Annotated in this window: 16 protein-coding genes; 12 read left to right on the plus strand and 4 right to left on the minus strand. The window is 43.5% G+C overall.

The window, feature by feature from the left end; translation table 11 throughout:
* The first annotated feature begins 59 nt into the window (after positions 1-59).
* Genes ACFS5N_RS02255 through ACFS5N_RS02265 form a run of 3 tightly spaced genes read left to right on the plus strand, consistent with a single transcriptional unit; the run spans position 60 to position 1949 of the window.
* The gene (locus ACFS5N_RS02255) at positions 60-959 is read left to right on the plus strand and encodes a c-type cytochrome (protein ID WP_377181794.1); all 900 of its coding nucleotides are present in this window, start codon (positions 60-62) and stop codon (positions 957-959) included.
* A 23-nt stretch (positions 960-982) separates the two neighbouring features.
* On the plus strand, positions 983-1438 hold the full coding sequence (locus ACFS5N_RS02260; protein WP_377181797.1) for a DsrE family protein: 456 nt from the start codon (positions 983-985) through the stop codon (positions 1436-1438).
* A 10-nt stretch (positions 1439-1448) separates the two neighbouring features.
* Positions 1449-1949, plus strand: a complete 501-nt coding sequence (locus ACFS5N_RS02265; RefSeq protein WP_377181799.1) for an RICIN domain-containing protein — start codon at positions 1449-1451, stop codon at positions 1947-1949.
* A 53-nt stretch (positions 1950-2002) separates the two neighbouring features.
* On the opposite strand, the gene ACFS5N_RS02270 is transcribed toward ACFS5N_RS02265, so the two are convergent.
* From ACFS5N_RS02270 to ACFS5N_RS02280, 3 genes are all read right to left on the minus strand, one after another.
* The gene (locus tag ACFS5N_RS02270; protein WP_377181801.1) at positions 2003-3541 is read right to left on the minus strand and encodes an MFS transporter; all 1539 of its coding nucleotides are present in this window, start codon (positions 3539-3541) and stop codon (positions 2003-2005) included.
* 103 nt (positions 3542-3644) lie between these two features.
* On the minus strand, positions 3645-4142 hold the full coding sequence (locus ACFS5N_RS02275) for a hypothetical protein (RefSeq protein ID WP_377181803.1): 498 nt from the start codon (positions 4140-4142) through the stop codon (positions 3645-3647).
* A complete protein-coding gene (locus ACFS5N_RS02280) occupies positions 4132-4587 on the minus strand; it encodes an RNA polymerase sigma factor (protein ID WP_377181805.1) in 456 nt (151 codons plus the stop codon). The genes ACFS5N_RS02275 and ACFS5N_RS02280 overlap by 11 nt, the downstream gene beginning before the upstream one ends.
* Before the next feature lie 208 nt (positions 4588-4795).
* On the opposite strand from ACFS5N_RS02280, the gene ACFS5N_RS02285 reads away from it, so the two are divergent.
* From ACFS5N_RS02285 to uxaC, 9 genes are all read left to right on the plus strand, one after another.
* On the plus strand, positions 4796-5959 hold the full coding sequence (locus tag ACFS5N_RS02285) for an FG-GAP repeat domain-containing protein (protein WP_377181807.1): 1164 nt from the start codon (positions 4796-4798) through the stop codon (positions 5957-5959).
* Between the two features lie 25 nt (positions 5960-5984).
* Positions 5985-6866 (plus strand): YitT family protein, encoded by an 882-nt coding sequence (locus ACFS5N_RS02290; protein WP_377181810.1) that lies wholly within the window; start codon positions 5985-5987, stop codon positions 6864-6866.
* A gap of 1088 nt (positions 6867-7954) precedes the next feature.
* Positions 7955-8365: a c-type cytochrome gene (locus ACFS5N_RS02295; protein WP_377181812.1), complete on the plus strand. Its 411-nt coding sequence runs from the start codon at positions 7955-7957 to the stop codon at positions 8363-8365.
* A gap of 199 nt (positions 8366-8564) precedes the next feature.
* Complete coding sequence (locus ACFS5N_RS02300) at positions 8565-10817, plus strand: DUF7133 domain-containing protein (protein WP_377181814.1); 2253 nt, start codon at positions 8565-8567, stop codon at positions 10815-10817.
* Positions 10818-10935: 118 nt separating this feature from the next.
* Positions 10936-11967 (plus strand): class I fructose-bisphosphate aldolase, encoded by a 1032-nt coding sequence (locus ACFS5N_RS02305; RefSeq protein ID WP_377181816.1) that lies wholly within the window; start codon positions 10936-10938, stop codon positions 11965-11967.
* Positions 11964-12734 (plus strand): HAD-IIB family hydrolase, encoded by a 771-nt coding sequence (locus tag ACFS5N_RS02310; RefSeq protein ID WP_377181818.1) that lies wholly within the window; start codon positions 11964-11966, stop codon positions 12732-12734. The genes ACFS5N_RS02305 and ACFS5N_RS02310 overlap by 4 nt, the downstream gene beginning before the upstream one ends.
* A 70-nt stretch (positions 12735-12804) precedes the next feature.
* Positions 12805-13023 (plus strand): hypothetical protein, encoded by a 219-nt coding sequence (locus ACFS5N_RS02315; RefSeq protein WP_377181820.1) that lies wholly within the window; start codon positions 12805-12807, stop codon positions 13021-13023.
* An 11-nt stretch (positions 13024-13034) separates the two neighbouring features.
* A complete protein-coding gene (locus ACFS5N_RS02320) occupies positions 13035-14060 on the plus strand; it encodes a glycoside hydrolase family 130 protein (RefSeq protein ID WP_377181822.1) in 1026 nt (341 codons plus the stop codon).
* Between the two features lie 71 nt (positions 14061-14131).
* Positions 14132-15538, plus strand: a complete 1407-nt coding sequence (uxaC, locus tag ACFS5N_RS02325; RefSeq protein ID WP_377181824.1) for a glucuronate isomerase — start codon at positions 14132-14134, stop codon at positions 15536-15538.
* Between the two features lie 125 nt (positions 15539-15663).
* Here uxaC and ACFS5N_RS02330 read toward each other — a convergent pair whose 3' ends face one another.
* On the minus strand, positions 15664-16113 hold the full coding sequence (locus ACFS5N_RS02330; protein WP_377181826.1) for a YhcH/YjgK/YiaL family protein: 450 nt from the start codon (positions 16111-16113) through the stop codon (positions 15664-15666).
* Positions 16114-16115 lie beyond the last annotated feature (2 nt).

Below are 16115 nucleotides of genomic sequence, written 5' to 3' on the forward strand. Positions count from 1 at the left end.
AATAACAATTCCGTTATTTGCTTTAACCTGTTTTGTTTTGGCAGGGACTGGTAAACCAAATGCGAATTCTTTTTTTTATCCTCATCTTTCTGAGCGGGCTAACAGCCTACGCCCAGGAAAGAAAAATACCTGCCGGTAATGCCGGAGCGCAATTGCGGTACGGGCGAGAACTGATTGCCCATACCGCTTTGTATTTGGGGCCGAAAGGCAGGGTGGCCCATTTAACTAACGGTATGGACTGTCAGAACTGCCATAATAATGCTGGCACTAAACCGTACGGATTAAACCTTAAAGCGGTGGCGGCTAATTATCCGCAGTATATGCCACGTACCGGCAATGTACTGTCTATAGCCGGGCGTATTAATGGTTGTATGCAGCGCAGTTTAAATGGTAAAGTGCTCGATACAACCAGCCGCGAAATGAAGGCAATGATAGCCTATATTCAATGGCTTGGCAAAGGTGTGCCAAAACGGACTAAGCCCGCGGGCAGCAGTGTTATCAAACTGGTTTATATGGATAGGGCGGCCAACCCGGCTGAAGGGGAAAAAGTATATCTTAAGAAATGCCAGGTTTGCCATGGGCAAAATGGTCAGGGCGTGTTTAATGCTGATAAAACAGAATATACGTTCCCGCCGCTTTGGGGCGACCATAGTTATAATGACGGTGCCGGGTTATACCGCATTACCACCTTTGCGGCATTTGTAAAAAGTAATATGCCATTTGGTACTACCTACAAAAATCCGCAGCTGACGGATGAAGAGGCCTGGAACGTAGCTGCGTTTATTAACTCGCAGCCGCGGCCGCATTTTGATCAAAGCGCCGACTGGAAAGATGTTTCAAAAAAACCTGTCGACTTTCCGTTTGCGCCTTATGCCGATGGCTTTAGTGAGCATCAGCATAAATTTGGCCCATATCAACCAATTGCCAATGCGCAAAAATCAACCACAAAAAAATCATAACTTTATATTATAAAACACCCATTATGAAAATTGTACTAAAATACTTTCTTGTTTTAGCAGCCGTTGCATTAGTTAAACCGGTATTTGCACAAAAGTCTGACGCGGGTTTTACCGGCGCCGTTGCCGACAAAGCGCATTATAAGGCTTTATACTTTGTGGATGACACAGCCTCGGCAAAAATTAAAATGACGCTGCGTAATATCGATAATGCTATATCAGACCCACGCCTGAAAGGAAAAGTTGAAATTGAATTGGTTGCATTTGCCGGCGGTTATACTATGTTTCTGAAATCGGGACAGTATGAAAAAGCACTGCGCGCCTTACAGGCAAAAGGGGTGGTACTAGCAGAGTGCAGTAACACAATTCGTGAACGTAATATTGATAAAAGCACGCTATTTGACTTTATAGGTTATGTGCCAAGCGGTAACGGTGAGATCATTATCCGCGGCAATGATGGCTGGACAATCGTACACCCGTAACAATAATAGTATGAAAAAACTAGTTTTACTGGCTGCATTTGTATTCAATGCGGCCTTTGTTTTTGCACAGGATATAAAAGGTAATTACGCCATTAAAAACGTACAAACGGGTATGCTGCTGCGTATTAAGGATGCTAACGCTAAAAACGGTACACCGATAGTGGCTTACTACCCCGAAAACTGGAAGTGCATGACCTGGAATTTTAAAAAGACAGACGCAAATACCTACCAATTGCAAAATCTGTTCAGCAATAAAACGCTGCAGCCCATTTCTTCGGCAGCGGCAAATGTGGCTTTTGAGGAACAGCCACTTGTAGGCGGCGCACAACAGCAGCAGTATGAGTTTATAGCAGTAAAAAAAGATACTTACATGATCAAACTGAAAGGAACCGAACTGTACGTAACACCTGCTGATGCAAAGGGAACGGTAAACTCAGCCATAATACTGGCCGCAAAAAAAAGTACGCCAGACCAACTATGGAGTATTTATGAGCAGGCGCCTACCATGTGATAGCTGTAAGCATAGCTCTATGCTTTGAAGGGTGGCTCGCTCTGCAAATAGATTCAGGTCTTTTTAATAGCTTTATTACGGATAAAAACCAGGGCCATTAAAGCACCCAGATAGCCTAAACCGGCAGATATGCGCATAATATTAGCATACGCACTGATAAATGCCTCGTGAAAATATGTTTCAACCTGTTGCTTGCCGGTGCTTAATATGGGCGGTACTTTTGCATTTCCAAGATTTTTTGCCTGCGATACAATAAGCTGTATGTCTGTGGTAGTAAAGGACGTATGCTGCAGATTTTGCTGTAGTGCTGTTGAGAAGAACAAAACAGCCAGCGCCCCAAATATCGCGTTAGCAAAAACACCTGATATACGCGTCATGGCATTATTAATACCCGACGCCGTTCCCGAAAAATGGTCGCTCACTGAAGCCATTACTGTAGCGGTTAGCGGAGCCACGGTAAAAGACATACCTAAACCTAACACCAATACTCCGGGAAAGAAAGTAGTCCAGTAGGCCGCCGGCCCCGCAGTTTGTTTGACAAAGGATAGCAGAAGCAATCCGCTGCCTGCTAAAGCCGGCCCCACTATTAAAAACAGGCGGGGGCCGTGTTTATCTGCCAGCGCGCCGGCAAAACGTGCTATACTGATCATGAGCACCGTAAAAGGTAAAAACGTTAAGCCGGATTGCAGCTGGGTATAACCTTGAATCTGCACCAGGTTAAGTGATAGAAAAAGCATGCCGGCACCCAATCCGGCGTAAAGAAAAAACGTCAGTAAATTTGCGCCGCTAAAAGTGCTGTTATTAAACAGTTTGAGCGGCATCATGGGGTTACTGCTTTTTATTTCGATGATTATAAATATTAGCAACAAAATAAGGCCGCCAGCCAGTGAGCCATATGCCTGGATATTGCTCAACCCAACAGACGGTACCCGCAAAAAACCAAAGGTTATTAAAGCAAGCGCTAATGCTATAGTAATAGCTCCGCCGAAATCCAGTCCGGCTTTATTATCTTCATCCCTGATCTCATTAACCTTAAAAGCCAGCATCAGCAACGCAATAACGCCGATAGGGACGTTGATAAAGAAAATATAACGCCACAAACCGGCATCGGCCAGCGCCCCGCCTAAAACAGGGCCCCCCATGGTTACTACCGTTGTAAAAGCCGACCAGGTACCTATGGCCTTGCCACGTTCATTTGGGTTAATGGACGATGATATTAAGGATAAACTGCCGGGTATCATCAGTGCGCCGCCAATGCCTTGCAGCACCCTGCACACCACCAGCATCAAAACACTGCCAGATATCCCGCAGGCAGCAGAACCCAATATGAAAATAAAGATTCCGCACATAAAAACTTTCCTGCGCCCCAGTTTGTCGCCCATGGCTCCGCCAATTAATATCAGCGAGGCCAGCATTAGTAAATAGGCGTTGAGTATCCAAAATAAATCAGCGCCTGTTGCTTTTAACCCTTGCTGCAGCGCGGGCAGCACCACGTTGAGCGCAGTTGCATCAATAAAAGCCATAGATGAGGCTAGGATGGTTGAGGCCATAAGCCATTTACCTGCTGCGCTTTTAAGTGCTACTGTTGCCATAAACTTATAACAGCCTTGTTTTCTATTGAGTTTTCACCAATGAAATTAAAAAAAATAAAGCGAACCATTTTTTGATTCGCTTTAACTATTGATATTAATTTATTTAATGTTTGTATTGGCGCAGCTCAGTTTTTAATTCCTGAATGCGCTCCTGCGCCTGCCGGTTTTCAAAGTAAAAGTAAATCGCGGCAATCAGGAATATCTTTCCTAATATAAATACGCCTGCAAATACCCAGCGCCATGCTTTGTGTATCCGCATCTGGTTTGATGATGCTTCAACCTCAATAAACTGAGTGCCACTGTCAGGGTTGCTTTGATATTTGTGATTATTTGTTTTAGGCTGCTTAGCCGGTGGCAAAGCCTCTTCCGTTTCAATAACGGCATTTATTTCGTCCTCAATGCGGGTAAGCATTCCCGGCGGAGGTATCAGAGCCATATTTTGGGCCAGCTGCTCAAAATCGGTTTCTATCTGAAATAATGCGTCTGCTATTTCAGGATATTGTTTTTTTAACCGAAGCACTTCGCGTTCCTCTTCCGGCGAAGCCGAACCCAGCACATACGACTCTAACACCCCACTCTCAATATATGCTTTAACGTCCATTCGACCTCCTGATAACGGCAAAAGCTTCTTTTAACGACTGTTTAACTTCAACTTCGGGTTTGTTCACCTCTTTGGCAATCTGGGCGGTGGTTTTTTTGCTGTAGTAAATGTTGCAGAAAATCAATTTTTGCTCCTCAGTCATTCTGTCGAGGTATAAATTTGGCAATGTGCCCACCGGTGTTTCTCCAGCCTCTGCAACTTTGTAAAACGCGGCCAACTCATTTTTGGCAGTATGCAACAGCTTACTCCACGCATTAATCTCAGTCCAGTTTGTTTGATTAAAATTTTCGGCTACTCGGCTAAAAGTTTTTACCAGGTAATCTTCTGCTATTTGACGGTCTTTTACCACCTCAAAGATATATCCAAGCAACATACCTGCATAAGCATCATATAAATTATGAATGCTAATTCGTTTTGATCGAAGTATCAGTTGATTCTGTTTCACTATTCAAATTTCTTTATCGAAATCCGCCCAAAGTTGCCATAGATAAACAGACTGCAAAAGTATACAAAACACATGGAATATTACAAACGTATTTTTTGGATATCCAAAGGCGCCAGTTATCCGGATGCTTTGTTTTGCCCTTAGCCCGATAAACCTTAACTTGCCTTTGTAATCTGCCCGATGTTTCCTGCTATTCACCAATAAGCCTATGAAAAATCGCTTCGCTTTAATACCCGTCCTTTTTTGGTGCGGGGCTTTGTACGCGCAAAACAGTAATAAATTTATTAAACACATTATCACTAACGACTTTATATCAGAAGGGGTATCTGTGGGCGATGTTAACCGCGATGGTAAATTAGATATCCTGGCGGGGACGTGTTGGTTTGAAGCTCCAAATTGGGTGCGCCACGACATAGCGCCCACGCCGGTTTTAAAGCCGGCTACCGAGTATAGTACTTCATTCTTAAATTATAGTATTGATGTGAATCAGGACGGCTGGACAGACCAGGTTATTATTGGCTATCCCGGCACGCCTGCTTATTGGTACGAAAACCCGAAAGGCCGGGCAGGTTACTGGAAGAAACATGCGATTAATGACAGGATAGGGGTGGGTAATGAGTCGCCTAATTTTGTTGATATTGACGGCAATGGGCGCACTGATATACTATGTGCCGATGTAAATACAAAGCAAATTGTATGGCTTAGCCCCCCGGTTGTAAAAGGTGATACAGCCTGGACGCGATACCCCATAAGCGCAACCAACGCGCCCGGAACAGACCGTTATTCGCACGGTTTAGGTTTTGGCGACGTCAACAAAGACGGCCGGAAAGATATATTAGTTAAGGAAGGGTGGTGGGAGGCGCCGGGAAACCGTACACAGCCTGACTGGCTATTTCACGCCGCCAACTTTGGCGACGACTGTTCAGAAATGTATGTGATGGATATTAACGGTGACGGCTTTAATGATGTAATTTGCGCTTCGGCGCATAAATATGGTATATGGTGGTATGAGCAAGGCAAAGATGCACAGGGTAAGGCAACCTGGACAAAACACCAGATTAGCAACTCATTTTCTGAAATACATGGCGTTGCATTGGCCGATATAAATAACGATGGAAATTTAGACATTGTAACCGGTAAGCGGTGGTTTGCTCATAACGATACCGATACTGACCCTGGTGCGCATGAAGCCGCTGTATTATATTGGTTTGAGTTTACACCCGGCGAGCCGCCATATTTTGTACCCCATCAAATTGATAGCGATTCGGGCGTTGGATTGCACGTGGTTGTTCAAGATATGAACAACGATAAATTAAAGGACATCGTTATTTCCAACAAAAAAGGCGTATTTTATTTCGAAAACACGCATTAAATCATAAACACTACACACGCTATCTATGACACTAACCCGCAAACAAGCTTATCGCCGTATTGAAATTATACGCATAATTATGATTGTTTTTGGTATTGCCAGCGCAGCCTTCGGGCTCAAAGGATTCCTGGTACCTAACGAGTTTATTGATGGTGGTGTAACCGGTATATCACTGCTTATCAGTTCGCTTACCGACTGGCCCATATCGGTGTTGATTGTGATCATTAATATACCATTTATTTATCTGGGTTATAAACGGGTTGATAAGCTGTTTGCTCTGAAAACTTCAGTAGCCATAATAGTGCTTTCATTGGTGCTTTACTTTGTTAACTTTCCTATTGTTACACACGATAAGGTATTAATAGCGGTATTCGGCGGTTTTTTCTTAGGTGCGGGGATAGGTTTGTGCATGAGGGGCGGAAGTGTAATTGACGGCACCGATTTACTGGCGGTTTATATTAATCCTAAAACCTTTTTATCTATTGGTCAGATCATTCTGGTCATCAACGTTTTTATATTTGGTATTGCAGCTTTCTTTTTAGGTATTGAGCAAGCGCTTTATTCCATACTAACGTACCTGGCAGCTACACAAACTATTAATTACGTAGTACAGGGTTTTGATGAATTTACTTCGGTTACCATTGTGTCGGCTAAAAGCGAGTTGATTAAACAAGTTATCATGCGTCACCTTCATAGAGGTGTTACCATTTATAAAGGCGAGCGGGGTTTCGGTAAAACTGAAATTGACGACAAGAATGTAGATATTATCGTCACGGTTATTACACGATTAGAGGTGCAGCGCCTGGTTGCCCGGGTACAACAAATTGACCCCACGGCTTTCATCGTAACCAATTCTGTTTCGGAAGTGAGAGGCGGATTGATAAAACGCCGGGCATTAGATCATTAAAAATGTGGTTTTATTGCCATTTTCATAATTCAAGTTTGGCACGGCTTGTTTAAAGCCTATATTAAGTGGATTTTTGCCTGTTTTAGTGCAAATGTTCTAAAAATCGGGTAATTTTAAGAATTTTTGTCATGTTTTGGCAGTCGTGTCATGTGTATGACAAAATGTCTGAAAATATTTTTTGTTTTATTAAGCGTAAATGGTAAGAATCAAATCAATCGATTTTTTACGCCGAAATTTAAAAATGACCACCCTTTTTGGTAAATTTTGTTGTTAAGCAACAATAATTAGAGATTTTAAGGCATATAAATTCACTAAAATTGGAATTGTCAGCCTTTTTTGACCAGATTTTAGCTTTCTGCCGAAAAAATATTTTTTTCATTTTCTCAATCGCTGATTTTTTTTGGATAGATTTTAAAAGGCAAATAAAATTTGGGCAAACTTTTATAATCATTTGCAATTTTTTTAAATCTACGATTTTAGATTTTGCGATTTTTAACCAAAAAAAGCGCTAAAATTTTGTGGCATATTATGTGATCGGTACTTGGCATATGGATGCAAATGCCCTGGTGTTTGTATTCCAAAAGACAGTTAACATTTTTAATCAACACAAAAACAAAATTCACCATGTTAGTAGTACTAGAAGTTGTCGCATTATTAGCTGCTATTATTCTTCCATTGGCTTACCAAGCTAAAAAAGCTGAAGCCAGAAGAGCAAACTAATAAAGTCGGTTTAATCCGTCCTAAATAACAAAAAGGGGTAGTCTGGATCAGGCTACCCCTTTTGTTTGTCTGAAATTTGGTAACAATTGTAATACAGATTATTGACCGTTCGCTCCATAAACACGCTTATTTGATTAAACGGTTGGTTTTAACGTTGATTTTGAATCTTCGGGGGACATAAATCTGTATTTTTATTTGTATTTGTGCCATCGATTGCACAACTTTGATTGTCTATTGTAATTGTAGGCATATTGTTTAACTTTGTTCGTTGCCTGTTTAGCAGGTGCAGGTGTTGCTTAAACTTCTGTGCCGTTAGGCAGTCTTAAAAACAAGTAATCAATTTTATACAAATACATACAATACCCGAAATGAAGAAGATCGCAATCTTAACTACCTGTGTTTTTGCAATGTTTGCAGTAAGCTCATCGTTTGCGCAAACAGTGAAAAAAACTACTACTGTTAAAAAAACTACCACCGTAAAAAAAACTGCGCCGGCTGCCGGCGGTAAAGTTAGCGCTGCTACCCTTGAAGAAGGTAAACAATTGCTGGCAAAGAACGATTGTTTAAGCTGCCACAAGGTTGATGTTAAAATTGTAGGCCCGGCTTACAAAGACGTGGCAAAAAAATATCCTAACACTGCTGTGAATGTTGAAAAGCTGACGCAAAAAGTAATTGCCGGCGGTAGCGGTAACTGGGGCGACGTGCCAATGTCTGCACACCCTTCAGTGCCACCAGCTGATGTTAAAAAGATGGTACAATACATCTTGTCGCTTAAATAAGCTAACATAAAATACCCGGTTGCGACAAATAGCCGCAACCATATACAGGCCGGTACAGCAATCTGATATTAAAGACATATAGATTACTGTACCGGTTTTTTATTGCCAATTATAACCTGAACCAATTAAAATAATAATGTCAGTGGCACCTGGTATGTATGGTGTATTGGCTATGCTATGTTTAAAATTGATTGAAATTATGAAGAAAAATTACAAAGGTATTCTAATTGCAATGTCGGCTGCTGCTGTGTTGTTTTACACGTGTAAATCGGTGCAAAAATACGTAACGCAGTACCCGGTACAACGCGATGCGTCGGGCCGTATTTTGGTTGACATGCATCCGGATCCAACCCCAAAATCGCCGGAAGAGGAGATGAAGCGTATTTACGTACCACCGGGCTATCACCTGCAACTGGTTGCTTCTGAGCCAATGGTGAGCCAGCCCACCGCTATTGCCTGGGATGGCGACGGCCGTATGTATGTAGCCGAAATGAATACCTATATGTTAGACGTTAATGGTAGCCACGAACACGAAGCAACCTGTAAAATAAAGTTATTGGAAGATACCAATGGTGACGGCGTAATGGATAAAATGACCGTATTTGCCGATAACCTGGTACTGCCGCGCACGCTGCAGCCCCTGGATAATGGCAAATTATTGGTGAGCCTTACCTGGTCAAACAGCGTTTACTGTTTCCAGGATACCAATGGCGACGGCGTAGCCGATAAACATTGGCTGGCTTATGAGAATAACGGAACTAACACCAATAACCTGGAACATCAAAAAAGCGGACTGATCTGGAACCTGGACAACCGCCTGTATTTAACCTATGATCCGGTACGCTATACGGTAAAGGGTGACAAGGTTATTCCGGATACTTTAATTGATGGCACCGCTGGTCAGTGGGGTATGGGTAATGACGACTATGGCCGCTTGTTTTATTCATCTGCCGGAGGCGAAGATCCAGCCTATATGTATCAACAGAACGTTCATTACGGGCAATTTGATTTCCCCGACCGTTATGACCGCGATTTTGTGGCGGTATGGCCAATTGTGACAACGCCTGACGTTCAGGGCGGATTTGGGCGATTGCGTTTCCCCGACAGTACACTAAACCACTTTACGGCTAGCAACGGACAATCTATTTACCGCGGCGATAAGCTGCCTGCGGATATGCGTGGCGACTTGTTTATCTGCGAGCCGGTAGGCCGTTTGATACGCCGTGCAAAAGTGACGGACAATAATGGTAAAATTACGCTGCGTAATGCCTATGACAAATCTGAGTTTTTAGCATCTACGGATTTGAACTTTCGCCCGGTGAATACCATAACCGGCCCCGACGGTTGCATGTACATTGTAGATATGTATCATGGTATTATTCAGGAAAGTGAATGGACTAAGGCTGATAGCTACCTTCGCCCTAAAATTATGCAAAAAGGCCTGCAAAAAAATATTGGCCGTGGCCGTATCTTCAGGCTGGTGCATGATGATTTCAAACTGTCTAAAGAAAAACCGCATTTGCTTGAAGAAACCAGTGCGCAACTGGTTGACCACCTGAACAGCATGAACGGCTGGTATCGCGACAATGCCCAAAAACTGCTGGTACTGCGCGGTGATAAGTCTGTAGTACCTGCGTTAAAAGCCCTCGCTGTAAACGGCGGCCAGCTTGCACGTATTCATGCCTTGTGGACCTTAAACGGTCTGGATGCAATGGACGAAGAGACCTTTGGCACTGCATTAAAAGATAAAGATGCCGAAGTGCGCAAAACCACTGTGTGGTTGGGTGAAGATTTTATGAAGAAAGACAGCCAGGCTATTGATATGCTGGAGAAACTGGCTAACGACCCAAGTGCCGATGTTCGTTTTCAACTGTTGCTGAGCATGCGTTTTGTAAACTCCGAAAAGTCGAAAGCTATTATAGCCGGTTTGGTTAAAAACTATCCTAACGATGAAGCCCTGCAGGCATCGCAACGCAGTTACGAAAACAGACAACGCGCTAAGGCCGAGCAATTGGCCCGTCAGAAAATGATGAATGAACAGGGCGCTAAACTGGTATCGCAGGGGGCACTTATATTTAAACAGTTGTGCTTTACCTGCCATGGGTTGGATGGTAAAGGCGTTAAAACCGGAGGCGATGCGTTTACCGCGCCTCCACTGGCCGGCAACCAGGATGTTAACGCCAATTCGCCTGATAGAATTATCAGGGTATTACTATATGGCTTGCAAGGGCCTATCCGTGGCACCACTTATAATGATGCTATGCCCGCATTGGGCAACAACACCAATGAGTATATCGCGTCGGTGTTAAGTTACGTACGCAGCGATTTTGGAAACAAAGGCGGCGTAGTTTTGCCCGCCGATGTGCAAAAAGTAAGGGAGGCTACTGCCGGCCGAACTAAAAGTTACACTATGGACGAGTTAAATAATACCCGGTCTGTATTAGGAAGGTAACAAAACATCAAAAAATAAAAGGGGAGCCATATACGGCTCCCTTTTTTTATGACGTTTAATTAAAGACAATTATCTAAATTAAACACAATTAACCCCACAACTTGTTAACCCTATTACTATGAACACCGAAGAACTTAAACAAACAGCCGATGCATTGATGGCAGGCGATAAAGGTTTGCTGGCAATGGACGAAAGCTTGCCGACCTGCAACAAACGTTTCAAAGCAGCCGGCATCCCTCAAACCGAAGAGTACCGGCGTAAATACCGCCAGCTGATTGTTACAACGCCGGGGCTGGCCGAAAGCATAAGCGGCGCTATATTGTTTGATGAAACCATTTATCAATCGACAGATGATGGGGTTTTGTTCGTAGATATCATGCAAAAGGCCGGCATTATTCCGGGTATCAAGGTTGACGAGGGGACTGAGGCTATGCCCGGTTCGCCAAATGAAAAGATTACTAAAGGTTTGGAAGGATTAGATGTACGCCTGAATAACTATTATGGGTTAGGCGCTCGTTTTGCCAAATGGCGCGCGGTAATTACCATCGGCAAAGACCTGCCCACCGAAGCTAATCTGGAAGCAAATGCCGAAGCTCTGGCTATATATGCTAAACTATGCCAGGAAGACGACATGGTGCCTATTGTAGAGCCTGAAGTACTTATGGATGGCGACCATAGTATTGAACGCTGCCGTGAGGTAACCGAACATACCATTAAAACATTGTTTAAGCACCTTGCAAAACAAGGCGTTTATTTGCCGGGCCTGATACTGAAACCCAATATGGTTACAGCGGGTAAAGAGAATCATATTAAAAGCAAACCCGATGAAGTGGCCAAAGAAACCATTGAATGTTTGTTGGCGGCGGTGCCTCATGAGGTGGCCGGTGTAGCTTTTTTATCAGGAGGCCAATCGCCGCAGGACGCTACCCGCAACCTTTATGAAATGCATGTAAAATATGAAGCTAAGCTGCCCTGGCCTTTAACTTTCTCGTTCGCCCGTGCTATACAGCAGCCGGCTTTAGATATTTGGAAAGGCAAAGATAAAAATGAAAAAGCCGCGCAGGACATGCTGCGTTACCGGGCCAGTATGGACAGCGCCGCCCGCGCAGGCCATTATAACGCCGACGCGGATAGATACCCTGTATTATGAAAAAACTGATTGTATTTGATCTGGACGGCACCCTGGCCGAAAGTAAGGCCGCTATCGATAAGGAAATGATTAAGATTTTGAATGCCCTGATTGATGTTACTAAAGTAGCCATCATATCGGGCGGCGACTGGCCGCAGTTTGAAAAACAGGTGCTGGCCCATCTTACTAACAAAAAGAAATTCAAAAACCTTTCAATCCTGCCTACTTGTGGCACCAAGTTCTATCAATACAAATCGGGTTGGAAGAAGTTATATGCTGAAGATTTTACAGAAGAGCAAAAGAAAAAGATCATTGGTTGCCTGAACGATGCTGTTGAGAAAGAAGGTATTAAGCCCGAAAAAACCTGGGGCGAGCAAATTGAAGATCGCGGTAGCCAGATCACTTACTCGGCTTTAGGGCAGCAGGCGCCGTTAAAGGAGAAGAAGAAGTGGGATCCGGGTTTTGGCAAGCGCAAAAAAGTGCAGGCCGTTTTGGCTAAAACTATTCCTGAATTTTCAGTGAATCTGGGTGGTACAACCTCTATTGATATCACCAAACCAGGTATTGACAAAGCTTATGGTATTAAAAAACTGCGTGAGATACTGAACATCAAAAAAAAGGAAATGATATTTATTGGCGATGCGATCTTTCCGGGTGGTAATGATTATCCGGCAAAAGAAGCGGGCGTTGCATCTATCTGCATTAAAGATCCTAACGAAACCAAGCGTGTTGTTGAAGGTATTATTGCCTGCCTGGATAAGAAAGGTAAGTATGAAAATGCTTTTTAAATAATGCTGGGGCCATAAAATGCAAACAATCTAAACTGTTTTCATATTATTAAAAGAAACAATTTAGACTATGAATAATAAACTCATCGGAATCATTTTAATCATCGTTGGCGCTATTATGCTGGTTTGGACCGGCTTTACCTATACTAAGAAGGAGAAGGTAGTAGACGCCGGCCCTATACAAATATCGGCCGATAAACAGCACACCGTTAACTGGCCGCCGTACCTGGGTGGTATTTTGTTAATAGGAGGTATTGTGATTGTAGTTACCTCAAAAAAATCGAACTAAATACCTGCGGCATGTTAACCGTTAAGAAAGAAGGCGTGTTGCTTAGCACCACAAATCTTGACTTTGAAAATGAAGGTGTTTTAAACCCAGCTGTAGTTAGAGAGGGCGGCATTTCGCATTTGCTATATCGTGCGGTAAGTAAAGGAAATTTCTCGAGTATCGGTTATGCCAAATTGGACGGGCCGATAAAAGTTATTGATCGTATGATTTCCCCGCTGCTTTCCCCAGAGCACAACTATGAGAAGCATGGCATGGAAGACCCCCGAATGGTGCGGATAGACGATACTTACTATTTAACCTACGTAGCTTTTGATGGCAACGATGCACTGGGCGCGGTTGCCACCTCTGCTGATCTTGTACATTTTGAAAAGAAGGGCATTATTGTTCCGCAGTTAACCTGCAGCCAGTTTGACGCAATAGCTAAAGCAAATAATGCTGATATCATCGGCCGCTATCGCGAAGACTATAATTCGCCCGATACTATCCTTATGGATAAGGACGTGGTTTTCTTTCCGAGGCGCTTAAATGGCAAGTTAATGTTTATGCAACGCATTAAGCCAGATATTCAATTGGTAGCAGTAGACAGTCTCGATGATCTGACAGATGATTTTTGGGAAGCTTATGTAACCAACTTGAAAGATAACGTAATGCTGGTTTCTAAAAACCTGCATGAGCTGGCTTACGTGGGCGCGGGGTGCCCTCCAGTTGAAACAGAGCATGGCTGGCTGATAATTTATCACGGTGTTGAGCATTTTGATAATGGCTATCATTACTCGGCTTGCGCCGCATTGATGGATCTGGATGATCCCCGGAAAGAAGTTGCGCGACTGCCTTATCCGCTGTTCAGGCCCGATCAGCCTTTTGAAATGGCCGGCGATGTTGACAACGTTTGCTTCCCTACGGGGACTGCTTTGTTTGATGATACGCTTTATATCTACTATGGAGCCGGGGATGATGTTATAGCCGTTGCGTCGCTAAGTTTAAAGGAACTGGTTGCCGAATTACTCAATTTTAAGGTAGTGCAATCGATGGCGTAAATAAGCGACTATAAAGTTGGCAGAACAGGCGATAAAAAGTATAATTGCACACAGCAATTATAAACCGGACGATGAAAAACTTTCTTGATGACGACTTTTTACTGGAAAGCAAAACTGCCCAAAAATTATATCATGACTTTGCAAAATCGATGCCCATCATCGACTACCATTGCCACCTGCCGCCAGATGAAATAGCCGCCGATAAACAGTTTGCCAACATCACCCGCATATGGCTTAACGGCGATCATTATAAATGGCGCGCCATGCGTGCAAATGGAGTACAAGAAAAGTACATCACAGGTGATGCAGGCGATTGGGAAAAGTTCGAGAAATGGGCCGCCACGGTGCCTTATACGTTAAGAAACCCATTATACCATTGGACTCATCTGGAGCTGCGGCGATACTTTGATATTAAAGAAATTTTGTCGCAGGCCACGGCCAGAAAGATCTATGACGAGTGCTCGGAAAAGTTGCAGTCGCCGGAATACAGCGTGCGCAGTTTGCTGAAAAAATTTAAGGTAGAGGTGGTAGGTACTACTGACGACCCGTTGGATAGTCTTGAGCACCACCAAAAACTAAAACAAGACGGTTTTGAGGTAAAAGTATTGCCGTCGTTTCGCCCGGATAGGGCCATGAACCCGGATAACCCGGATGCGCTGAATGCTTATATAGATCAACTAGAGAACGTAGTAAGTACAGACATCACAGATTACGACGCTTATTTATCAGCTTTAAAAGCCCGCCATGATTACTTTGCCGCCAGTGGCAGTAAATTGTCTGATCACGGTTTAGATCATATCTATGCGGTTGACTATACGGAAAACGAGGTCAAAGCTATCTTCAAAAAAATAAGAGCTAAAGAAGCTGTCTCTACAGATGAAAACCTGAAGTTCAGATCGGCGTTGTTATACCAGTTTGCTTTATGGGATCATGAAAAAGGTTGGGTACAGCAATACCATCTCGGCGCTTTACGCAATAACAATACCCGCGGATTAGCCACACTTGGCCCGGATACCGGCTGGGATTCCATCGGGGATTTTAATCACGGTAAAGCGTTGTCCAGATTTTTGGATAGACTGGATACTGATAATTGCCTGGCTAAAACTATTATCTACAACAGCAACCCGGTAAATAACGATCTGTTTGCTGCCATGACCGGTAACTTTAATGACGGCTCGGTAGCCGGGAAAATTCAATTTGGTTCGGGCTGGTGGTTTATGGATCAGAAACATGGGATGATCGATCAGTTAAATTCGCTGTCGAATATTGGTTTGCTGAGCCGTATGGTTGGTATGCTGACAGATTCACGCAGTTTCTTATCGTTCCCACGCCATGAATATTTCCGCAGGATTGTTTGTAACCTGCTGGCTACCGATATTGAAAATGGCGAATTACCAAATGATATAGAATGGACCGGCAAGATTGTTCAGGATATATGCTACAATAATGCCCGCGAGTATTTTGGGTTTTACGAGTAAGATAATACTATAAGCAAATAGAATGTCATTTCGAGCGTAGCGAGAAATCTATACACCAGTCGCCGTATTGTTGTCAGCATGTGTATAGATATCTGCTGTGTCGAGATGACAAAAAGGGGAAGTCCTTACACCGGAATCTTAACCACCAACTTTTTAATTGCACCCTCGCCGAGCATTGGCATGTGCACATCTTCCGGAAAGAAAATTACAAACTGCCCGTTGTTCAGCGAAAAAAAAGTATCCGGCTCATCACTATAGAACATATAGTCCTTTTCAGCATTGTAGGGCGACTCAACGTTTTGGCAATCTGCACGTGGTTTCCAGCCCATAGTTTCCGGCCCATGTATGGTAACTTGGATGTCGATGTTTTGATTATGGCACTCGAAGGTTTGTGCAGCGGCTTCTTTACTGCGGCCAGCATCGTTTGATACAATCACGCGGATACCATCGCCCAGCTCAATAACGCCGTTTTCAAGCGCGTTTAAATGGGTCGAGTTCAGGTATTCAAAAGCAGTTTTGAAGCCTCTGTGCAGGCTGTAATAGCGTTCTGCGTTTCTAAGGGTATCAATAATCATAG

The organism is Mucilaginibacter ximonensis, from assembly GCF_042686265.1.
In the GTDB taxonomy this organism is placed as follows: Bacteria; Bacteroidota; Bacteroidia; order Sphingobacteriales; family Sphingobacteriaceae; genus Mucilaginibacter; species Mucilaginibacter ximonensis.